The 20,988-nt window shown below is 71.0% G+C and carries 21 protein-coding genes; 12 read left to right on the top strand and 9 right to left on the bottom strand.

What is annotated here, in order from left to right; translation table 11 throughout:
• The 3 genes from FJ108_13635 to FJ108_13645 all read left to right on the top strand — a co-directional run.
• A partial coding sequence (locus tag FJ108_13635) for a long-chain-acyl-CoA synthetase (protein MBM4336929.1) occupies positions 1–482 on the top strand: 482 nt, incomplete at its 5' end.
• Positions 483–548: 66 nt separating this feature from the next.
• Positions 549–2,645, top strand: coding sequence for a rhomboid family intramembrane serine protease (locus FJ108_13640; GenBank protein MBM4336930.1), 2,097 nt, complete (start codon positions 549–551; stop codon positions 2,643–2,645).
• Positions 2,646–2,679: 34 nt separating this feature from the next.
• Positions 2,680–3,693, top strand: coding sequence for an aldo/keto reductase (locus FJ108_13645; protein MBM4336931.1), 1,014 nt, complete (start codon positions 2,680–2,682; stop codon positions 3,691–3,693).
• Positions 3,694–3,699: 6 nt separating this feature from the next.
• Here the strand turns inward: FJ108_13645 and FJ108_13650 are convergent, their stop codons facing one another.
• Both FJ108_13650 and FJ108_13655 read right to left on the bottom strand, forming a co-directional pair.
• On the bottom strand, positions 3,700–4,050 hold the full coding sequence (locus FJ108_13650; GenBank protein ID MBM4336932.1) for a hypothetical protein: 351 nt from the start codon (positions 4,048–4,050) through the stop codon (positions 3,700–3,702).
• On the bottom strand, positions 4,047–4,481 hold the full coding sequence (locus tag FJ108_13655; GenBank protein ID MBM4336933.1) for a VOC family protein: 435 nt from the start codon (positions 4,479–4,481) through the stop codon (positions 4,047–4,049). Before FJ108_13655 ends, FJ108_13650 begins: the two co-directional genes overlap by 4 nt.
• Positions 4,482–4,536: 55 nt before the next feature.
• Here FJ108_13655 and FJ108_13660 point away from each other — a divergent pair, with 55 nt between their 5' ends.
• The gene (locus tag FJ108_13660) at positions 4,537–5,418 is read left to right on the top strand and encodes an acyl-CoA thioesterase II (protein MBM4336934.1); all 882 of its coding nucleotides are present in this window, start codon (positions 4,537–4,539) and stop codon (positions 5,416–5,418) included.
• Here FJ108_13660 and FJ108_13665 read toward each other — a convergent pair.
• The gene (locus tag FJ108_13665; protein MBM4336935.1) at positions 5,415–6,578 is read right to left on the bottom strand and encodes a hypothetical protein; all 1,164 of its coding nucleotides are present in this window, start codon (positions 6,576–6,578) and stop codon (positions 5,415–5,417) included. The two genes, FJ108_13660 and FJ108_13665, sit on opposite strands and share 4 nt — an antisense overlap.
• Positions 6,579–6,618: 40 nt before the next feature.
• On the opposite strand from FJ108_13665, the gene FJ108_13670 reads away from it, so the two are divergent.
• On the top strand, positions 6,619–7,071 hold the full coding sequence (locus tag FJ108_13670; protein MBM4336936.1) for a GatB/YqeY domain-containing protein: 453 nt from the start codon (positions 6,619–6,621) through the stop codon (positions 7,069–7,071).
• Between the two features lie 21 nt (positions 7,072–7,092).
• On the opposite strand, the gene FJ108_13675 is transcribed toward FJ108_13670, so the two are convergent.
• From FJ108_13675 to FJ108_13685, 3 genes are all read right to left on the bottom strand, one after another.
• The gene (locus FJ108_13675) at positions 7,093–7,857 is read right to left on the bottom strand and encodes a hypothetical protein (protein MBM4336937.1); all 765 of its coding nucleotides are present in this window, start codon (positions 7,855–7,857) and stop codon (positions 7,093–7,095) included.
• Between the two features lie 75 nt (positions 7,858–7,932).
• Positions 7,933–8,682, bottom strand: a complete 750-nt coding sequence (locus FJ108_13680) for an SDR family oxidoreductase (GenBank protein MBM4336938.1) — start codon at positions 8,680–8,682, stop codon at positions 7,933–7,935.
• Between the two features lie 26 nt (positions 8,683–8,708).
• A complete protein-coding gene (locus tag FJ108_13685) occupies positions 8,709–9,344 on the bottom strand; it encodes a PilZ domain-containing protein (protein ID MBM4336939.1) in 636 nt (211 codons plus the stop codon).
• Between the two features lie 56 nt (positions 9,345–9,400).
• Between FJ108_13685 and FJ108_13690 the strand changes: the two genes are divergently transcribed.
• The 4 genes from FJ108_13690 to FJ108_13705 all read left to right on the top strand — a co-directional run bounded on the left by FJ108_13690 (position 9,401) and on the right by FJ108_13705 (position 11,223).
• On the top strand, positions 9,401–10,159 hold the full coding sequence (locus FJ108_13690; protein ID MBM4336940.1) for a FliA/WhiG family RNA polymerase sigma factor: 759 nt from the start codon (positions 9,401–9,403) through the stop codon (positions 10,157–10,159).
• A gap of 130 nt (positions 10,160–10,289) precedes the next feature.
• Positions 10,290–10,529: a hypothetical protein gene (locus FJ108_13695; protein MBM4336941.1), complete on the top strand. Its 240-nt coding sequence runs from the start codon at positions 10,290–10,292 to the stop codon at positions 10,527–10,529.
• A 299-nt stretch (positions 10,530–10,828) separates the two neighbouring features.
• Entirely contained in the window at positions 10,829–10,942 is a 114-nt protein-coding gene (locus FJ108_13700; GenBank protein ID MBM4336942.1) for a hypothetical protein, read from the top strand.
• The gene (locus tag FJ108_13705) at positions 10,939–11,223 is read left to right on the top strand and encodes a helix-turn-helix domain-containing protein (protein MBM4336943.1); all 285 of its coding nucleotides are present in this window, start codon (positions 10,939–10,941) and stop codon (positions 11,221–11,223) included. Before FJ108_13700 ends, FJ108_13705 begins: the two co-directional genes overlap by 4 nt.
• A 199-nt stretch (positions 11,224–11,422) precedes the next feature.
• Here the strand turns inward: FJ108_13705 and FJ108_13710 are convergent, their stop codons facing one another.
• The 3 genes from FJ108_13710 to FJ108_13720 are packed head-to-tail and all read right to left on the bottom strand — an operon-like array spanning position 11,423 to position 14,777.
• A complete protein-coding gene (locus tag FJ108_13710) occupies positions 11,423–12,301 on the bottom strand; it encodes a hypothetical protein (GenBank protein ID MBM4336944.1) in 879 nt (292 codons plus the stop codon).
• 12 nt (positions 12,302–12,313) lie between these two features.
• Positions 12,314–13,471: a methylated-DNA--[protein]-cysteine S-methyltransferase gene (locus tag FJ108_13715; protein ID MBM4336945.1), complete on the bottom strand. Its 1,158-nt coding sequence runs from the start codon at positions 13,469–13,471 to the stop codon at positions 12,314–12,316.
• Between the two features lie 13 nt (positions 13,472–13,484).
• Entirely contained in the window at positions 13,485–14,777 is a 1,293-nt protein-coding gene (locus tag FJ108_13720) for an HlyC/CorC family transporter (GenBank protein ID MBM4336946.1), read from the bottom strand.
• 72 nt (positions 14,778–14,849) lie between these two features.
• Here FJ108_13720 and FJ108_13725 point away from each other — a divergent pair, with 72 nt between their 5' ends.
• From FJ108_13725 to ettA, 3 genes are all read left to right on the top strand, one after another.
• Positions 14,850–16,070: an acyl-CoA dehydrogenase gene (locus FJ108_13725; protein ID MBM4336947.1), complete on the top strand. Its 1,221-nt coding sequence runs from the start codon at positions 14,850–14,852 to the stop codon at positions 16,068–16,070.
• Between the two features lie 2 nt (positions 16,071–16,072).
• Positions 16,073–17,143, top strand: coding sequence for an acyl-CoA dehydrogenase (locus FJ108_13730; protein MBM4336948.1), 1,071 nt, complete (start codon positions 16,073–16,075; stop codon positions 17,141–17,143).
• A gap of 80 nt (positions 17,144–17,223) precedes the next feature.
• Positions 17,224–18,876, top strand: coding sequence for an energy-dependent translational throttle protein EttA (ettA, locus tag FJ108_13735; protein ID MBM4336949.1), 1,653 nt, complete (start codon positions 17,224–17,226; stop codon positions 18,874–18,876).
• The last annotated feature ends 2,112 nt before the right edge of the window (positions 18,877–20,988 follow it).

The raw sequence follows: 20,988 nt of genomic DNA on the forward strand, positions 1-20,988 counted from the left end.
GGGGCACCGGCGATCTGCTGAAGAAGGACAAGCAGGGCTACTTCTACTTCGTCGACCGGATCGGCGACACGTTCCGCTGGAAGGGCGAGAACGTCTCGACGCAGGAGGTCGCCGAGGCGGTGAGCTCCTATCCGGGCGTCGAGGTCGCCAACGTGTACGGGGTAGAGGTGCCCGGCGGCGATGGACGGGCCGGAATGGCGGCGTTGGTGCTCTCCGACCCGAAGGGCTTCGACCCGCGCGCCTTCTACGCGCACGTGACGGCAGCGCTGCCCTCCTACGCCGTGCCGATCTTCCTGCGCCTGCAGCTCGAGGCGGAGGTGACCGGCACGTTCAAGCTGCGCAAGGTGGAGCTGCAGCGCGAGGGCTGGGACCCCGCCAAGCTCGACGACCCGCTCTTCGTCCGGGACGACGCCGCGAAGACGTACCTTCCGCTCGACGAGCGGCGCCACCGCGCGATCGAGGCCGGCGAGGTCCGGCTCTAGAGAGCGTCCCCGCCACACGCGGTAGTGTAAGGGCGCGGGCGGCGCCGGACGATACGGGCGATCGCGATGATCCTGTCGATCGCCGACGAACACACCCGAAACGGCCGAAGGGCCTGGCTGACACTCGGGCTCGTTGCGGTCAGCCTGGTCTGCTTCCTCGCGCCGCGCGCGCTGCGCGCGATCGGCAGCGGAGCCGCGCAGGTCGAGCTCGAGCAGGCCTGCGACTACTGGCTCGAGCATCCCTATCTGGAGCCGGACGCTCGCGTGCTCGAGGCCGCCGCGCTCGCGGCGGGAAGCCACGCCCCGGAGAGATTCCTCGCCGCTCGACGAAGCGGCGCTGCGTCCGCGCCGCGCGACGCCGCGGCGCTCGCGCAGGAGCAGAGCGGGCTCGCGTTCCTGACTCGTCTTGCGCTGCGCGGCTCCGACGAGAGGCCGGGTCCCAGCCACGCGTTCCGCCGCTTCGGGCTCGACGCGAGCGCGCCGCGCGGGCACGCGATTCTGACGCACGTCTTCCTGCACTCGGGCTGGATCCACCTGGGTCTCGCGCTGCTTCTCGTCGCGATGGCCGGCCCCGTGCTCGAGAGCCGGCTCGGGCCGGCGCTCCTCGCAGCGCTCTTCGTCTCGAGCGGCCTCGCTTCGGCGCTGGCGCATCTGCTCGCCTGCTCCGGATCGAGCGCGCCGCTGATCGGCGCATCCGGAATCGCCTCGGGGCTCTGCGGCGCGTTCCTGGCCCGCTTCGGATCCGGACCCGCGGTCCTGCACGGCTACGCGATTTACGGGATGCGCCCGCGCGCCGTCTCGTTCGACGTCGGCGGCTGGATCCTCGCCCCCGTCGTCGGAGTCGCCCAGCTCGCGCTCGTGCTGCTGTCGCTCGACGCGGAGGTCTTCGCGGGAAGCTCCTGGGCGGCAAATCTCGGCGGGCTCGCGTGCGGGGGAGTCTTCGCCCTGGCGCTGCGGCACTGGAGGCTCGAGGACCGCTTCGCGTCGCGAGCGCGCGAGTCGATCGCGCGCGGAAATCTGGATCCGCGGATCAAGCGCTCGATCACGGCGCGCGAGCGCGGCAGGAACGACGAGGCGATCGAGTTCGCGGCGGAGGTCCTGCGCGAACGCCCCGACGACGTCTCCGCGCTTCAGGCGGATTGGGATGCGCGCGTCGCTGCGAACCGCGCCGCCGAAGGGGCGCGCTCGGCCCGAAGGCTGGTCGAGCTCCACGCGCGCCACGGCGAGCTCGCCAGCGCAGCGCGAATCTGGGACGAGCTCGTGCGCGCCGGGCAGCGCGGCCCGGTCGGAGCGACCACGCTTCTGCGCATCGTGCCAGAGCTCGTGGTCCAGGCGCGGCGCGACGCGGCGATCGCCGCGCTCCGGGCCGCGAGCTCCGCCGAAACCCCGGCGCTCACGGTAGGCCAGGCGCTGCGCGTGGCGGAGCTCGCCGCCGAGCTCGACCCTCCGACCGCGCTTCGCGCGGCGAAGCGCGCGCTCGCCGACGACGAGCTCGTGGAGGAGCGCCGAGCCCGGCTCGAGCAGCTCGTGCTCTCGCTCGAGAACACCGGCGCGCGCGCTGCGGCAGTGCCGCAGAGCCCGCCCCCTGCCCCGCCCGCACCACCCGCCCCACCCGACGAGCCCTTCGAGCTCGAGCCAACGCAGCTCGGTGTCGGGCCGCAAGCGGATCTCGAGCCGGCCGCGCCGATCGAGGACTCCGCGACCGTCGTGTTCGTCGCGCCTGCAGCGATCGCATCGAGCAGCGCGAGGATCAAGATCACGCCCGCCCTGCCGGTCGCGCTCGACGTGCTCGGGCTGCGCGTGCGCTTCGAGGGCGGCGCGCCGAGCCTGGTCGAGTGGACGAGCATCCAGGCGGTCGGCGTAGGCCTGGTCGCCGGTCTCGGCCCGAAGCCGGTGGTGGTGATCGATCTGGCGCTGAACTGGGCGGACGCGCCCGAAGGCGCGATCGAGGTGATGCGGCTGCGCAGCGACGCGTTCCGCGCGCGAGAGCTGGTGAGCGGATCGGCGAACGCTCCCGAGGCGCTTCGCGCGCTGCTCGCGGAGCTGCTGGCGCGGAGCGGCGCGGTGCCGCTTCCCGACCCGGCCAGCGCGCACGGCCTTCCGTTTCGCGACTACGATTCGCCCGGCGCCTACGAAGAGGCCGTTCTGCTCGCCGAGTCGTGATAGCGTTCGCGGGACACCACCGCGGAGGCACACGATGAAGCTGCGCAGGCTCGGCCGGACCGGCCTCAAGGTCTCGAACCTGTGTCTGGGAACGATGACCTTCGGCAACGACCAGTGGGGCTGCGACGAGCCGACCTCGGGACGCATCGTCAGCCGCTTCCTCGACGCCGGCGGCAATTTCATCGACACCGCTGACATCTACTCGAACGGCGTGTCCGAGGAGATCACCGGCCGCGCGATCCGCGGCAAGCGCCAGAAGATCGTGCTCGCGACCAAGGTCGCCGGGCCGATGGGGAGCGGGCCGAACGATCTCGGCGTCTCGCGCAGGCACATCCTGGACGCGATCGACGCGAGCCTGCGCCGGCTCGGCACCGACTACATCGACCTGTACCAGGTGCACGCCTTCGATCCGACCACGCCGCTCGACGAGACGATCCTCGCGCTCGACGCCTGCGTGCGCGCAGGAAAGGTCCGCTACCTGGGCTGTTCGAACTACTCGGCCTGGCAGCTGATGAAGGCGATCGCGCTGGCGAAGGAGCTCGGCGCGGCGCGCTTCGACGCGCTGCAGCCGCAGTACTCGCTGGTGTGTCGCACGATCGAGCGCGAGCACGTTCCGCTCTGCCTCGAGGAGGGGGTCGGCCTGATTCCCTGGAGCCCGCTCGGCGGAGGGCTTCTCACCGGGAAGATCCGCAGAGGCGCGGACGCCCCCGCGGGCTCGCGCGCCGCGGTGGACGCGGCCGCGCGCGAGCGCTTCGGCTCCGAGAAGAACCTGGCGATCGCGGAGACACTCGGAAGTGTCGCCGCGACGCTCGGCAAGAGCTCGAGCCAGGTCGCGCTCGCTTGGGCCGCCGGACAGCCCGGCGTCACCGCGCCGATCTTCGGCGCGCGCACGCTCGAGCAGCTCGAGGACAACCTCGGCGCCGCCGACCTCCTGCTTCCCGACGAAGCGCGCAAGCGCCTCGACGAGGTCTCGGCGCTCGAGCTCGTCTACCCCTACGACTTCCACGCGCGCGTGCGCGGGATGATGGCCGCCCTGCAGCTGACCTGAGCCGCGCTAGAGCAGCGCGAGCCCGCAGGCGGGACACTCGCCGACGTTCTCGGCGACCGGCTCGGCGCAGGCCGGGCAGTGACTCGTGTCGAGCGTCGCGGGATCGAAGTCCTCGGGCACGTCGGGCATGATCTCGCGCATCACCTCGCGGTCGAGCTCGAGCGCGCGCGGCAGATCGCGCTCGCGCACGTACAGCCCCCAGGTGCTGTCGGTCGCGCGCCGCTCGCCCAGCGGGTTCACCTGACGCGGAACTCCCGCTTCCTCGAGCCGCTCCGCCAGCGCGTGGATCCAGCCCAGCTGCGCGCTGCGAACCAGGTGGAGCGCCTCGCCCGGCGCGATCTCGTCCTCGGCGCTCATGCTCCGCGCCGCGCGCCCGGCTCGAGCAGACCGCGCCCGGGAACGAAGTTCACCTCGAGCCGGATCCCGTCGGGGTCCTCGAAGAGCACCGAGTAGTAGCCCGGCGCGAAGGCCGCCTCCTCGGGCGGGTGCACGATCGCGGCGTTTCGCGCGACGAGGAAGGCGTGCAGCGCGTCGATCTCCTCGCGCGAGCGCACCCGGAAGCAGACGTGGTGCAGGCCCGGGCGCGCTTGCGAGAACGATTCGCCGGCGTGCGCGCGATCCGCCGGGCGGATGCCGAACGCGGTGCGGCCCCCGACGCAGTAGAAGAACTCCGGCGCGTCGATCACCGGAGCGAGCCCCAGGAACGGCAGCAGCTCGCCGTAGAACGCGCGCGACCTGGCGAAGTCGCCCGCCGTCAGCACCACGTGGGCAATGCCGTTGATCTCCACTCCCGCTCCTCCGGGGCGCAGTGTAGCAGCGCGCCCGACGTGCTAAGCATCCGGCATGGGCGAAGCGCTGCACGGACTTCTCGAGCTTCTGGACCTCGAAGAGATCGACCAGAACATCTATCGCGGTCGCAACGAGCAAGGGCAGCGCGAACGCCTCTTCGGCGGGCAGGTCGCCGCCCAGGCGCTCGCGGCCGCGGGCCGCACCGTGAGCGGGCGCGTCGCGCACTCGCTGCACGCCTACTTCCTGCGCCCCGGCGATCCGCGCGTGCCGGTGCTCTACACCGTCGACCGGATCCGCGACGGCCAGAGCTTCACGACCCGCTGCGTGGTCGCGATCCAGCGCGGGCAGGCGATCTTCAACATGTCGGTGTCGTTCCAGGTGAACGAGTCGGGCTATGAGCACCAGCAGATCGACATGCCCGCCGCGCCTGAACCGGAGGCCCTGCCGACCTGGGCCGAGCGCGCCGAGCAAGCGCGCCACCTGCTCCCGAAGGAGAGCTTCGGCTGGGTCCGAGGCGAGCGCCCGATCGACCTGCGCCACGTCGAGGCGCCGACCTTCCTCGGCGGCGGGCCGCGAAGCGGCGGGAACATGGTCTGGTTCCGCGCCACGTCCGCTCTTCCCGAGGACCCGTTCCTGCACCAGTGCGTGGTCGCCTACGCGTCCGACATGTCGCTGCTCGCCACGGTGGTGCTGCCGCACGGCCGCAAAGGGGCGCTGGGCCCGGTGATGACCGCGAGCCTCGATCACGCGCTCTGGTTCCACCACCCGATCCGCGCCGACGACTGGCTGCTCTACGCCCAGGAGAGCCCGGCCGCCTCGGGCGCGCGCGGCTTCGCGCGCGGCTCGATCTTCACCCGCGCGGGAAAGCTCGTGGCCTCGGTCGCGCAGGAGGGCCTGATGCGGCCGACCGGCAAGGCGCACGACCGCTCGCTCTAGTCGGGCGGGGCGACCGGCTGCCAGTCCGCGGGCAGAGGCGCGCGCAGGATCGTGGCGCCACAGTACAGTGTCGCGTAGACCGCGTCCGGGGTGACGAACGCGCTGTACACGAGCGAGCGCCCCTCCGGCGGCAGACACTCGCTCGGCCGCTCCAGATCGACTCGCGCGCGCTCGAGGCCGCCCGCGCGCGCGCGCACGAGCTCGATGCGCCCGGACCAGAACGCGATCGCGGCCGTGCCGTCGGGGGCGAAGTGGACGTCCTGCGCGAAGTCCTGAGGCGGGCGCGGCCCGAGGTCGAGCCGGACCGGCTCGCGCCCGGGCTCGCGCAGCCAGAGCCCGAGCCGGCCGCCGTCGTCGACGACGCGCACACCCAAGCCGTCGGGCGCGAACCCGGCGAAGAGCAGCTCCGGGTCGCCGAGCCTCGCGCTCACGAGCGAGAGATCCCGGGTGAGCTCGAAGCTCGCGAACTGCACGTCGCTCGCATTGCGGATCACGTCGGCGTTCACGAAGACGTGCCCCGAGGCCGGATCGAACGCGACGCTCTTCGCGGCCGTGACGGCGCCGTCGCGCGCGTGAAGGCGGATCTCGGCGAGCCTTCGGCCCTCGGGCGAGAGCGCCACGAGCGCGCCGTCGGAGGCCGAGCGCCGCTCGCCGCTGCCGTCCCCGTAGCGCGTCGCGAAGATCCGCCCGTCGGGACCGAGCGCCAGCTCGTTCAGCCCCGCGCCGAGCGAGGAGAAGCGCTCGACCGCGCCGCTCGCCGGGTGCACGCGCCCCATCTCCTCGTAGAACGTCGTGTAGTAGACCCAGCCGTTCGGGTGCGCGAGCACGTCCCAGACCGAAGCGCGGACCTCTGGCCCGGCCTCGCGCACGAGCAGCGGTGGCAGGAACGTCTCGCTCGCCAGATCGAAGCGTCCGATCTGCTGCGAGCCCGGCTCGCCGAGCTCGGCCAGCGGATCTCCGGTCGCCCAGTACGCCGACCAGAAGTCCGAGAGCCCGAAGTAGACGACGCCGTCGCGCTCGTCCGCGAACCAGGCCGAGTACGCATCGCCGGCATCGACGGCCGCTGGCGCGCGGAGCACCGCGGGCCCGGGAGCGGGCGCTCCCGCCGACACGCAGCCGACGACGAACAGACAGAGCGCCCCTGCTCGGATCCGGATCACTGTGGCAGACTCCTTCGCGCGGCGAGACACGGGAGAGCGGATGTCGATCTTCGAGCGGGTGAACGAGCAGATGAAAGACGCGATGCGCGCCCAGCGCAAGCTCGAGCTGCAGGCGCTGCGCAGCATCCGCGCCGCGTTCTTGGTGCGCATGAAGGAGGACGCCTCCCAGACCGTCTCGGACGAGGAGTGTCTGCCGATCCTGCGCCGGCTCGAGAAGCAGCGCCACGAGAGCATCGAGGCGTTCACGGCGGCGGGCCGATCGGAGCAGGCGGCCGCCGAGCGGGTCGAGCTCGAGGTGATCCTGACGTTCCTGCCCAAGCTCGCCGACGAGGCGACCACACGCGCCTGGGTCGAGGCCGCGATCGCGGAATCGGGCGCGAAGAGCGCCAAGGATCTGGGTCGCGTGATGGGCGCGGTCATGAAGGCGCACAAGGCCGACATCGACGGCAACCTTGCGCGGCGGATCGCGAGCGAGCTGCTTCCGGCCGGGTGAGTCGCCCGGCCGGGGCGCGTCTCAGACGCACCAGTCGACGAACAGGTTCTCTTCCGAGCCGTCCGTCGCGGGCACCAGGCAGACGATGTTGCGCAGCACGTCGGGGAACTGCCATTCCTCGGACACGCCGACGTGGAAGACCTCGGCCAGGTCGTGCGTCAGCTGGCGCAGCGTCGCGGCCGAGGCGTCGGGCTCCGACTCCTGCAGCAGCAGGTGGAGGTCGAGCTTGGGCTCCGCGCCGAGCGCGCCCTTCCAGAGGGCCTCGTCGGCGGCGCGGAGCTGCGCGTCCGGCGCGAGCTCCGAGAGGCACGTGATCAGGCGCAGGAACAGCGCGTACGGCGAGCTCTCCACGCCGGCCTGCACCACGCCGATCACCGCAAGCGGCTCCTCGTCGACGATCCGGCCCAGGTAGTCGAGCCCGTCGGCGCGAGTCGCGCCGCGGTCGACCAGCCGAGAGAGCGCGACGACGTCGCGTGCGACGCACTGGAACTGGTACGGAACCACGTCGAAGACCGAGATCGGCCCCTGGCCGAAGGCCTGGTCGAGAAGCGCCTTGCGCTGCTTTGCTGCGGCATCGACCGGCGTGCAGGTCCGGAAGCACTGCTCCGCCGGGTCGCAGCAGCTCTCCACCGCGACGTAGGCGTCGATGAACTCCTCGATCAGGATCTCGGGGTTCTGCAGGTAGTCCGCGCACTCGCGCACCTGCGCCGCGAGCGGCAGGCTTCGCGCGCGCTCGAAGCGCTGACGCAGGAGTGTGGCGGGAAATGCGGTGTTCGGTTGCGCCATGTCGGGCTCTCGTAGCTCTGGTATCGGCGGCGGCCGCCCGGAGTTTCAGCCCGGCGGAGCGGAATCCCGCGGGGCTCAGGCCCGGCCGAAGCCACCCGAGACACTGACCGCCTGTCCCGTCACCCAGCTCGCCTGGTCGCTGGCCAGGAACACGATCATCGCGGAGATGTCGCGCGGCTCGCCGAGCCGGCCGAGCGGGTACATCCGCGCGGCGCGCTCGCGGATCTCGTCGCTCATGCTCGCGGTCATCGGCGTTCGGGTGACTCCCGGACAGACCGCGTTCACCCGCACGTTCGCGCGCCCGACCTCGGCGGCGAACGCCTTCGTGAACGCGATCACGGCGCCCTTCGTCGCCGAGTACGCGACCATGCGCTTCTCGCCGAGCTTTCCCGCTTCGGAGCCCAGATTCACGATCGCGCCGGCGCGACGCTCGGCCATGTGCGCACCGACCACGTGATTCACGTGCAGCACGCCCATCACGTTCACGTCGACCATCGCGCGCCAGTCCTCGGGCCGTTGCTGCAGGAAGAAGTTCTCGCGCGTGATGCCGGCGCTGGCCACCAGGATCTCGACGCTGCCGAAGCGCGCGATCGCGGAGCCGAGCAGGCGCTCGCAATCCGCGTAGCGGCAGACGTCCGTCTCGACCCCCGCGACCTCCGCCCCGAGCTTCTCGAGCTCGGCGGTCGCAGTCGCGATTCGCGCGGAATCGAGGTCCGCGATCGCGATGCGCACGCCCTCGCGCGCAAGCACGCGCGCGGTCTCGAGGCCGATTCCCGAGGCGCCGCCGGTCACGATCGCCGTCCTGCCGCGAAGTCCGAGGTCCATGCGGCGATCCTACCCGAGCGCGTGGCTCAGGTGTCGGCCAGCGACTTCAATAGCGGATCGCGCGCCGAGTCCTCGAAGAGCCGCACCAGCTTCACGAACACGCGCAGGAACGGATCGGGATCGGAGAAGCGGAGCGCACAGCCGGTTGCGGTGTCGCGCACGTGCTTGGCGAGCATGCAGACACGCTGGTCGAGCACGAAGCAGCCGAGATCGATCGAGACGCTCGTGCCCGGCGCGACGCGGAGCGGCGCGCACTCCACGAGCGCCCCGCTGGCGGAGATGTCGACGATCGTGCCCTCGACCGCGCGATCGCCCGCGCGCAGCGTCCCCGCGATCCGGACCACGTAGCGGGTCGCGACCCGCCGCGTCGGAAGCGGCCGCAGGGAATCCGAATCGCCGTCCACGCTGCCTGCTTCGGCCGTGCGCGGCTGGAGTTGAGCGCCGGAAATCCAGCGCAGGCGCGGCGCCCGAGCGTCAAGGATCCGTCGGTCGGGCGCAGCCGCGCGCGCGTCGCACGCTCTCCCGCGGCCGCCGCGCGCCGCCCGTCTCACCGAAAAATCCCGTGTGTTCTCGGGATCTTCCGCCGATGTGCGCAGCACCTGCCGGTGCTCGAGAGCGCGCAGCCCCGAGCCGATGCAGCGCCGGGCACCCCCTTTGCACATGCGAGCGCGCGCAGTCGCAAGGCAACTCGCGGACGTTCGTAAAGGAGAGGGAACGGATGGAGACTCTGATCCGGCAAGCGTGGGCGCGACATGGGCGGGTGCCGCCCGAGCTGAAAGAGCGGATCGTCATCGAGCACACCTCGCTGATCAGCTACATCGTGAGCCGGATCGCAGTACGCCTGCCCTCTCACGTCGACCTGGAAGACCTGCACAACACCGGCGTGATCGGCCTGATGGACGCGGTCGACAAGTACGACCCGACCAAGGACTGCAAGTTCAAGACGTACGCGGAATTCCGGATACGCGGCGCGATCCTCGACCAGCTCCGCTCGCTCGACTGGGTGCCGCGCTCGGTGCGCCAGAAGAGCCGCCAGCTCGAGCAGGCCACCAACTCCGTCGAGCAGAGACTCGGCCGGCCCGCCACGCACGACGAGGTCGCCGGCACGCTCGGCCTGCCGATCGACGAGTTCCACACGCTGGTGAACCAGACACGCGGCGTCTCGATGGTGAACCTGGACGACCTGCGCGGACAGAGCGACAACGACCAGCCGCTGCCCAGCGGGAACCTCGAGGACGTGAACGCCGAGGATCCCTTCGCGCAGCTGAAGCAGCGCGAGCTGACACAGGCGCTCGCGAACGGAATCGCCGGCCTGCCCGAGAAGGAGCGCCTGGTGATCTCGCTCTACTACTACGAAGACCTGAACCTGAAAGAGATCGGCCAGATCCTCGGCATCACCGAGAGCCGCGTCTGCCAGATCCACTCCAAGGCGGTCTCGCGGCTGCGCAGCCGCATGCGCGCCGCCATGCTGAACTAGCCCGATTGACTTCGCTCGCCTGTGGCTCGCTGCGCGCGCCTTCGGCGCTAGCGGGCCGGACGCGAAGACGGCTTCGCGCCCGGCCGTCGCACCAACCCGCATCCTCCGAGCTTGCGCTAAGCTGCGCCCCGTGCTCGTGAAGCTCGCGATCGACTTCGAGAACCCCGCGCGGCTCTGGTGGCAGAGCGGCGGCCGCGAGCTCTGGGAGAGCCTGCTCGAGTCGTTCGACAACTCCAGCGTCGTCTTCGAGGAGTCGATCGCGCGCTCCTGGCTCGCCGAGGCCGAGCGCATCCCCGGCTGGACCGGCGGCCCCGACTACGCGCCCTCGCCGATCCTGCTGAAGCCGATCGACGAGGACGAGGACGTCTAGCGGGCGCGGGGTGCTCGGGCGAGGTGAGCGGCGTGCGGAAGCGTGGTCGGCCGCAGCGCCCAGCGACCTCTTCCGAGCCCGAGCGCGCACCGTGGACGGTACGTCTTGTTTATGAGACATTCCGCGGGTGATCGTCGTCTTGGCCGCATGCCGTCGCGAGATCGAAGGGCTGCCGGACGACATTCGAGGCGATCTTGCGGATGCGCTCGCTCGACTCGACGCTGGGCTTTCGCTCGCGATGCCATTCTCGCGGCCGATGCCGACCATTGGACGTGGCGTGCACGAGTTGCGTCTGAGGGATCGAGGTGCGCGGCTCCGTGCACGTACTGCACGCCTTCAAGAAGACGACTCGGACCACACCGCAACGCAACATTGCAGTCGCCCAGCGGCGGCTGCAGGAGGTGATCGCATGACCAAGAAGACGACGACGGATCAGCTGTCCCGCATCGTCTCCATCCCGAAGCCTCGCGCCCTCGAAGCCACCCTCAAGGCCCAGCTCATCGCAGCGGTCGTTCGAGAGGCCGCCCGCCGAGACCTTACGCACGCCGAGCTGGCGCAGCGTTCCGGTCTGTCCAGGAGTGCGGTAACCGGCATTCTCGCCGGAAGCCTCCAGCGAGTGACCATCGACCGGCTGCTACGCCTCGTCGAAGCAGCGGGCTTGGAAGCCGCCCTGCGAATTCGACGCGCCGCGTAGGGCGGTCTTCGGCGACCTCACCCGCGAGGCGGTCGGGGTGAAACTCCCATCGAGAAAACGGGGGCGGTCACAGCGAGCTCGGAGATGCGTGTGAAGCGCCAAAGCGGAGGCGGCGCCGTGGCTGAAATGCCGTGTCGCCCCCCTACCCTTCCGCTCCGGCCGCGCGAAACCAGAAACCCGACTTGGTCGCGCGGCGCGTTCAGCGTCGGAGGCGCTCGGCTTCGCTTGCAGCGCGCCGCGGGAGATCGCCCGGCCTGCGGAAGGTCGGCTTCTCGAACACCAGCCGCAGGCCTGTGCGCTCGGTGTTGCGAGCGCTGGTCGTCCCGGGACGCGCGGCGACGGTGGCGACGCGCGCGCCGAGCTCGCGCGCGTGCTGCAGCCGGTGGGCGAGCAGAGCCTGCTGCACGCCCCGGGCGCGCGCCGCGGGCAAGGTGCTGGCGAGAAACAGGTGTGCGACTGGACCCGCGTCGGTGTCCAGCAGCGCCAGCGCCGCGGTGGCGACGAGCACGCCCGCTAGATAGGCGACGAATCGCTCGGTGCGCGGGCGCAAGACCGCGATCCGAGCCAGGAGCTCGAGCTGCTCGGCGGAGCGCGCGCCAAGCTTGGCGGAGAAGCCCGCGATGGAAGCGGCGACGAACGCCTCGGCGTCGCTGCGCTCGAGCTCAGCGATGGAGAGCTCGGCGGAGCGATCGGGCTGCGGCGCAGCGGCGGCGAGATCGATCGCGTAGGTGTTCGTGAAGGAGTCGACGGCGTAGCCACGCGCAGCGAGCAGAGCGAAGCTGCGCCGATCCGCACAAGGGCAAAGGTCGATCTCCAGCGCGGTCGATCGTTCGGCGAAGCGCCGCTCCAGCTCCGCGAGCGCCGCGTCAGTGAGCGGCTCGTCGATGCCGGCCGCCGTCACACGATTCAGCTTGTGACCGAGCTCCGGAGCGCTCAGAACGGCGATGCCTCCGGCGAACGGCAGCAGCTGCGCTCCCGCTTCGGGCCGAAGCTCCGCGAAGGCGCGCAGCTGAGCCGCGATGTGCTCGGCCTCCGCCTGCTCGCAGACCCGCGCCAGCTGGTCGGTGGAGAGGCCCATCGGCGCTTCGCCCTACTTCGCCGCTCGATCCGCCGCGCGCCACAGGTACCAGGCGGCGGCGCTGCGGTACGGCGCCCAGCGCTCGCCGAGTTTCGCGAGCTCCTTCGGCGCGGGAAGCGCGCGCTTGCGGTACGCGACCGCGTAGCCCTTGCGCACGCCGTAGTCGTCGACGGGCAGCACGTCGGGGCGGCCGAGCCGGAAGATCAGCAGCATCTCGACGGTCCAGCGGCCGATGCCGCGCACGCGCGTGAGCCTCTCGATCAGCGCCTCGTCGTCGATCTCGCGGGCTTCGTCGAGCGTCGGGATCTCGCCCGCCCTCGCGTGCCGCGCCAGGTCGCGAAGCGCAGCGAGCTTCGCGCGAGAGAGACCGGCCCCGCGAAGCTTGGCGTCGCTGCAGCGCAGGATCTGCTCGGCGCTCGGCCCGTGCTGCGCGCGCGGGAACAGAGCGCAGACGCGCGCGTGGATGGTCTGCGCGGCGCGGCCGCTCAGCTGCTGGTGGACGATCGCCTCGGCGAGCGCGCCGAACAGGCTCGCGGTGGTCTTCTGCGAGAGCCCGAGCGGCCCGACCGAGTCGATCAGCCGCGCGAGCGTCGCGTCCACCGCGCGCAGGTGCGCGACCGCCGCGTCGGGCTCGTAGCCGAGCGGGGCGGCGCCCGCACGCGCGCCCTCGAGCGAGAGAATCCGCAGCTTCGTGACCGCTCCGCCGCTCGCCGTGAACCCGCCGAGCTTCCCGTTCGCGGAGAGCACGCGGTGACACGGCACCACGATCGGGAAGGGGTTGCACGCCAGCGCGGCGCCGACCGCGCGCGCGGCGCCGGGCGAGCCGAGCCGCGCGGCGAGCTCGCCGTAGGCGATCGTCTGGCCCGCGGCGACTCCGCGCGCGGCCTCGTACACGCGGCGGCGGAATTCGGGAACCGTGTCCATGTCGAGCGCGATCGACGAGAGATCGGCCGGCTCGCCGCGGAGCATCGCACCGATCGCCGCGATCGCCGACTCCACCTCGCTCGGCGGATCCGCGTCGGCGGACTCGGGAAAGCGCTTTCGCAGCTGCGCGCGCGTGCGCGCTTCGCTGCCCTCGGGAAGCTGGACGCCGACCACGCCGCGCGTGCCCCAGGCGACTCCGCAGGGTCCGAGCGGGGTCTCGAAGAGCGCGAAGCCGATGCCGCCCATCGCCGTGCCCGCCTCAGCCTTCGGACGCCGGGCGGGCGCGGCGTTCGTCGCCCTGCTCTCGCACCAGCACCTGCGTGATTCGCGTGCCCGAGACGTCCGCGATGCTGAACTCGTAGCCGGGCACGCGCACCACGTCGCCCTTGCGCGGCGCGCGGCCGAGCTCGTGGAAGACCAGACCCGCGAGCGTGTCCCCGCGCTCGGCGGGAACCTCCCAGCCCGTCTCGCGGTTGAAGTCGACCACCTTCACGCGGCCGAGCGCCTCGTAGCCGCCCTCGGGCAGCTCGCGGATCGTGAGCAGCTCCTCGCGATCGAACTCGTCGCGGATCTCGCCGACGATCTCCTCCAGGATGTCCTCCTGCGTGACCATTCCGAGCGTCACGCCGAACTCGTCCTTCACCACCGCGACGTGCACGAAGCCGCGCTGCATGTCGGCGAGCAGGCGCAGGATCGGCTTGCGGCCGGGCACGCGCAGGATCGGCTTCAGGATCGCGGCCAGATCGGTGCCGTTCGACGAGAGCAGCTGCACCAGATCCTTCAGGTGGACGATGCCCAGGATCCTGTCGATCGACCCTTCGTAGATCAGCACGCGCGTGTAGCGCTCCTCGAGCACCTTCTCGATCAGCTCGGTCGGCCGGATCTCCTTGGGGAAGGCGACGATCTCGGCGCGCGGCACCATGATCTCCATCACGGTCATGTTCGCGGCGCCCGCGGCCGAGCCGATGATCTCGAGTGGATGGGCGTCGGGGTGTGTGTCGGGCTGCGCGGCCGAGGCCTCGCGCGCCAGCCTCAGCACGTCCTCGACCGTGGCCATCGGCGGCCCCTCTTCGGCGGCCCCCGCCACCCGCCGCACGAACGGATCGACGATGCCGTCGAAGATCACGTGCACGGGCCAGAGCGCCTTGTGGAACAGGTACAGCGGCAGCGCGACGGCGTGCGAGATGCGGCGCGGGTGCGCAGCGGCCAGCGCCTTGGGCAGGACCTCGCCGAAGACCAGGATCAGCAGCGTCATTCCGGCGGTCGAGGCGACGATCCCGTACTGGTCGCCGAGCCAGTGCACGGCCAGCGCCGTCGCGACCGAGGGTCCGAGGATGTTCACGGCCGAGTTCGCGAGCAGGATCGTGACGAGGAGCCGCGAGGTGGAGCGGAGCAGGTCGCGGATCGCGAAGGCGGACGGGCCGCGCGCCTCGCGGATGTCCGCGTCGAGCTCGTGGGAGCGCATTCGCAGCAGCGCCGTCTCGCTGCCGGAGAAGAAGGCCGAGGCCAGGAGACACGCAACGATGATCAGGGCGCCCGTCAGAGGATCCATCTGCGGCGAGTGTAGCGGGTCGAGTGGACGCGGCGCGCCGATCGCGGCGACAATGCGGCCGAAGGAGCCGAGATGGATCTCGAGTACGGGCCGGAGTACGAAGCGTTCCGCGCGCAGGTTCGCAAGTTCCTGGACGAGCACAGGAAGAGCGCGCCGAGCACCGGGATCGGAAGCTCGGGCGGCGTCTCGGGCGCGGGCGGCGCGGCCAGCTCGCGCGAGCGCACGCTCGCCTGGCAGCGGCTCCTGATCGAGAACGGCTACGCCGCGCGCACGATCCCGAAGCCGTACGGCGGCTACGGCGCCGAGCCCGACCTGCTGAAGTCGATCATCATCGACGAGGAGTTCGGCCGCGCCGGGGTCTCCGGGGGGATCGGCGGTCAAGGCGCCTCGATGCTGGTGCCGACGCTTCTCGAGCACGGAAGCGAAGAGCAGAAGCGCGCCTACGTGGGCCCGACGATCCGCGGCGAGATGCTCTGGTGTCAGGGCTACAGCGAGCCCGGCTCGGGCAGCGACCTGGCCTCGCTGCAGACCCGCGCGGTCGAGGACGGCGACGACTTCGTGATCAACGGCCAGAAGATCTGGACCTCGACCGCGCGCGAGGCGCAGATGATGTTCGCGCTGATCCGCACGGAGCCCGACGCGCGCAAGCACGAGGGCATCTCCTACCTGATCTTCCCGGTGAGCACGCCGGGCATCGAGATCCGGCCGCTGCACACGCTGACCGGCCACGCCGAGTTCAACGAGGTGTTCTTCAGCAACGTGCGCGTGCCGAAGTCGTCGCTGGTCGGCCGGCGCGGCGAGGGCTGGAAGATCGGCAACACCACGCTGAAGCACGAGCGGAACATGCTCGGCAACACCACGCAGACCGAGTCGATGTTCGCGTCGCTCGTCGCGCTGATGCACGCCGAGACGGTGAACTCCGCGCGGGGGATCGACTCGCCGCTGCTGCGGGATCGACTGGTCCAGCTCGAAGGGAACGTGCTGGCGATGAAGTACCACGCGCTGCGGCTGCTCACCTGCGGGCTGCGCGGCGAGAGCCCGGGCGTGGCGGGGCTGATCGTCAAGCTTCGCGGCTGCGAGCTGAACCACCAGATCGCGGCGCTCGCGCTCGACGTGCTCGGCGAGCTCGGGCCGCTGGTGCGCGGCAGCGCCCACGAGCGCGCCGGCGGCGGCTGGCCCTGGCAGTGGATGTTCTCGCTCGGCCTGATCATCGGCGGCGGAACCGCGCAGATCCAGAAGAACATCATCGGCGAGCGCGGCCTCGGTCTGCCGCGCGAGCCCAAGGCGGCCTGATCATGGATTTCGGTCTGTCGGACGAGCAGAAGCTCTTGCAGGAGACGGTGCGGCGGCTGCTGGAGCAGGCGTACCCGACCACGCGCGCGCGGGAGATCTCGCTCTCCAAGAGCGGCCACGACGCGAACCTGCACACGCAGCTCGCGGAGCTCGGCGTGCTGGGGACGCTCGTGCCCGAGACGCACGGCGGAAACGGGCTCTCGTTCCTCGACGCGATGCTGGTCTCGGAGGAGCTCGGCCGCGCGGCCGCGCCGGGCGCGTTCCTCTCGACCGGCGTGCTCGCCGCGCTCGCGCTGCGCGACTGCGGCAACGCGCCGCTGGCCAAGGAGGTCCTGCCGGAGATCGCCGCGGGCCGAACGCGTTTCGGTGTCGGCCTGGCCGAGAGCTACGCGGCCCGCGACGGCGCGGGCGTGCGCCTGGAGCGCGGCCGCCTCGAGGGCACGGCGCTGTTCGCGCTCGACGCCGTCGACGCCGATCGCCTGCTCGTGCACTGCGCGGGCGGGCTCGCGCTGGTCTCGGCCGAGTCGGGCGGCGTCGAGATCGTCCCGCTCGACAGCGTCGATCGCACGCGGCGGATCTGCGAGCTGCGGCTGCGCTCGGCCGAGCCGACCGCACTGATCGAAGGTACCCCGCGGGTGCTGGCCGCCGGGCGGCTCGCGCTGGCGTTCGACCAGATCGGCGGCTGCACGCGCGCGCTCGAGCTCGCGCTCGGCTACGCCATGGAGCGCAAGCAGTTCGGCCGCGTGATCGGCTCGTTCCAGGCCGTGAAGCACATGCTCTCCGAGATGGCCGCGGCGCTCGAGCCCGCGCGCTCGCTGGCCTGGTACGCCGCGCACGCCTTCGACCACGAGCCCGCCGACGCGCAGCGGCTGGCGGCGCTGGCGAAGGCGCACGTCTCCGAGGTCGCGAGCGAAGTGCTGCGCAAGGCGACCGAGGTGCACGGAGGGATCGGCTTCACCGAGCAGTACGACCTGCACCTCTGGTTCCGGCGCGGCGCGCTCTCGCGCCAGCTCCTCGGCGGGCCGGAGCTGCTGCGCGAAGAGGCTGCGCGGCTGCGCGGCTGGGCCGCCTGAAGCTCGGCGAACGCTAGCGCCCCGGTTATATTCCGCGGCCCCGATCCGAGGAGTCGCACGTGCCCGAGTTCGTCTTCGTGATGGAGGACCTGCGCAAGGTCGTCCCGCCCGATCGCATCCTGCTCGACCAGATCTCGCTCTCGTTCCTGCCCGGCGCGAAGATCGGCGTGCTCGGTCACAACGGCTCGGGCAAGAGCACGCTGCTCAAGATCATGGCCGGCGTCGACCCCGAGTTCGTCGGCGTCGCGCGCCCCGCCGAGGGGCTGCGCATCGGTTACCTGGCGCAGGAGCCGCTTCTCGACGATGCCAAGACCGTGCTCGGCGTCGTCGAAGAGGGCGTGGCCGAGACGCGCGAGCTGCTGCAGCGTTTCGAGGCCGTCTCGGCCCGCTTCTCCGAGCCGCTCGACGACGACGAGATGAACGCGCTGATCGAGGAGCAGGCGAAGCTCCAGGAGCGGATCGAGGCGGTGAACGCCTGGGAGCTCGACCGCACGCTCGAGGTCGCGATGGACGCGCTGCGCCTGCCGCCGGGCGACGCCGAAGTGCGTACGCTTTCGGGCGGCGAGCGGCGCCGCGTGGCGCTGTGCCGGCTGCTGCTGCAGAAGCCCGACCTGCTGCTGCTCGACGAGCCGACCAACCACCTCGACGCCGAGTCGGTGGCCTGGCTCGAGCGCTTCCTGCACGAGTACCCGGGCACGGTCGTGGCCGTCACGCACGACCGCTACTTCCTGGACAACGTCGCCGGCTGGATCCTCGAGCTCGATCGCGGCCGCGGCATTCCGTACAAGGGCAACTACTCCGCCTGGCTGGGCCAGAAGCAGAAGCGGCTCGAGCTCGAAGAGAAGAAGTCGAGCACGCGCCAGCGCACCCTGCAGCGCGAGCTCGAGTGGGTGCAGATGTCGCCGCGCGCGCGACAGGCGAAGAGCAAGGCGCGCGTCGCGGCCTTCGAGAAGCTGCGCTCCGAAGAGGCCAACCGCGCTCCCGAGACGGTCGAGATCGCGATCCCGCCCGGGCCGCGGCTCGGCGACAAGGTGATCGAGGCCGAGCACGTGGCGAAGGGCTACGGCGAGCAGCTTCTGATCGACGACCTGTCCTTCAGGCTGCCGCCCGGAGGGATCGTCGGCGTGATCGGCGGCAACGGCGCGGGCAAGACCACGCTCTTCCGCATGATCACCGGCAGCGAGAAGCCCGACGCCGGCGAGTTCACGCTCGGCGAGACCGTGAAGCTCGCCTACGTCGATCAGGCGCGCTCCGAGCTCGACCCCAAGAAGACCGTCTTCGAGGCGATCAGCGGCGGCGAGGAGAAGATGAAGGTCGGCAGCCGCGAGCTGCCCAGCCGCGCCTACGTGGGCAGCTTCGGCTTCAAGGGACCCGACCAGCAGAAGCGCGTCTCGATGCTCTCGGGCGGAGAGCGCAACCGCCTGCACCTGGCGCGCACGCTTCGCGCGGGCGGAAACGTGCTGCTCCTCGACGAGCCGACCAACGACCTCGACGTCGACACGCTGCGCGCACTCGAAGAGGCGCTGCTCGGTTTCGCCGGCTGCGTGGTGGTGATCTCGCACGACCGCTGGTTCCTCGACCGCATCGCGACGCACATGCTCGCCTTCGAGGGCGAGAGCCACGTCGAGTTCTTCGAGGGCAACTACCAGGAATACGAGGCCGACCTGCACCGCCGCAAAGGCACCGACGCCGACCAGCCCCACCGCATGCACTTCAAGCGGCTCTCGCACTAGCCGCGCGGGCGCTGACACCGAACGGCGTGAATCAGCGTTCCGCTTGCACGACGGCGAGGGCTCGCTCGAGCAGATCGGCGATCCGAAGCATCCTCCGGCGCCGGAAGGACTCGCGGTCGAAGCTCCGCTCCGGGAGGACGTAGATGTCGACTCCGCGGCGACGGACCGCCTCCCGGCCAGCGTCGAGATCGACGTAGTAGGCGTCCGAGATCTAGACGACGAAGGGATCCACGTGCTCGATCCGCAGGTCAGCGAGGAGATCGACGTCGAGGGTGGCGCGCGCGACGACCAGCGCCAGCGCATCTGCGATGTCGGGCGCCGTCACCGCTCCGCGCGGCCGAGGTGGCGGCGCACCGCCCGCGCGAGCGCGGCGCCGTAGTGCGACTCGGCGAAGCGCAGCAGCACTTCGCGCTCGGTCAATCCCGGATTCCGCTCCCGGATCGCCGCGCGCGCCAGCGAGATTGCCGACGCACTCAGCGACCGCGCCAGCTCGAAGCGGCGGGCGGCTCCGGCCCGACGGAGCAGCTCTACCTGTACCCGGTCGGCGGCGGCCGAAGAGCTGACCACGGGTATCGCCATTTCGGACCGACCGAAACACACGGCTGGGCCGCGGAGCCTAGAACCGGAACGTCCAGGCGATCTTGGCGAAGGCCTGGGTCACGTACGGCTGGACGCTGGTGTGGTCGGCGTTCCAGCCGTTGTTCCAGATCAGGTAGAGGTCGTTGCCGGACTCGACCTCCCAGCGCAGGCGGCTGTTCAGGCCGATCGTGCGGCTCGCGTTGTCGTACTGGGCGAGGTTGGTCCAGGAGATGCTCTCGGTGAATGCGAAGGAGAGGTTCGCGATCAGCAGCCGCTCGGTGAAGTTGCCGTCGTAGAAGGTGCCGTCGGGGGCGGTCTTCGGATCGAGGCGGCCGTCGTTCTCGCGGTACTCGAGCGAGAAGAAGAGGTGCGGCGAGGGCCGCAGCTCGAGGCGCGTCCACCAGGCATAGAGAAAGCCGTCGTAGAACGGGCCCCAGATCAGCTCGGCCAGCAGCGCGACCGGGCGGCCGAGGCCGGTCTCGGCGTGGACGACCCAGCGCTGGAAGTCGTAGTCGCCTGCCGGCAGATAGGAGTCGACGAAGAAGGTCGAGGGTGACTCGAGCTGCTCCTCGCTGACGAGATAGCCGAAGAAGAAGCGGTCCTCGTAGTTGTCCATCAGGTCCAGCGGGGCGAACAGGATGCTGGTCGACTGCCGCTTGCCGTCGAGCCCGGCGAACCCGAAGCCCTCGGCGCGAGCGTCGACGGTGCGCAGGAGCGAGTCCTTCGGGCGCCAGCGCTGGCGATAGCGGCCGATCCACTGCTGCACGCCGGTGCGCGGCGCGAAGCCGAGCGGGGGATCGTACTCCTCGCCGAGCGACTGGTAGGTGAGTCCGAAGTTCACTCGGTCGTTGGGGTAGTCGATGCGCGCGCCGTACGCGTACTCCTTGGCGCTGGTTCCGGCGCGCACGGCGTAGAAGTCGGCGGCGATGATTTTCGAGCCCTGGAACTCCGAGTCGCGCAGCCGCAGGTCGATGCCGGTCACGCTGTCGGCCTCGCGCGAGAGGGGGTCGCCGCGGGTGGCGATCGCGCCGATCGACGACTCGGCGAACAGGTTCATGCTGCCGCGCGCGACGGTCAGGCTCTCGCGGTCGTAGCCGGCGGCGGCGCCGGTCAGCACCGAGAGCGCGCCGAAGTTGAAGTCGCCGACGCGACCGGTCGTCTTGAGGCCGGCGTCGATCGGCACCACGTCGCCGGGCACCTTGCCGATCCTTCGCGAGAAGAACGGCTTGCCGTTGTCGACGATGCCCGCGAAGTCGAAGATGCCCGCGTCCTGCAGGAAGAAGTCGCGCGTCTCCGGGAAGAAAATGGGGAAGCGGGTGAGATTGGTCTGGCGCAAATCGTCCGCGGTGTCGGAGAAGTCGGTGTTGAAGGTGGCGACGGCGGTGATCGAGGAGGTCGGCTTGTAGAAGACGTCGAGCCCGGGCCGGCCCAGCCAGTCGTCGTCGCGGGGTTCGTAGTCGCGCTCGAAGCCGGCGCGATAGGTCGGCTTCAGGTCCAGGCCGGTGCCCGAGACTCCCTCCAGGCCCTCGAAAA

The organism is Deltaproteobacteria bacterium, from assembly GCA_016875225.1.
In the GTDB taxonomy this organism is placed as follows: domain Bacteria; phylum Myxococcota_A; class UBA9160; order SZUA-336; family SZUA-336; genus VGRW01.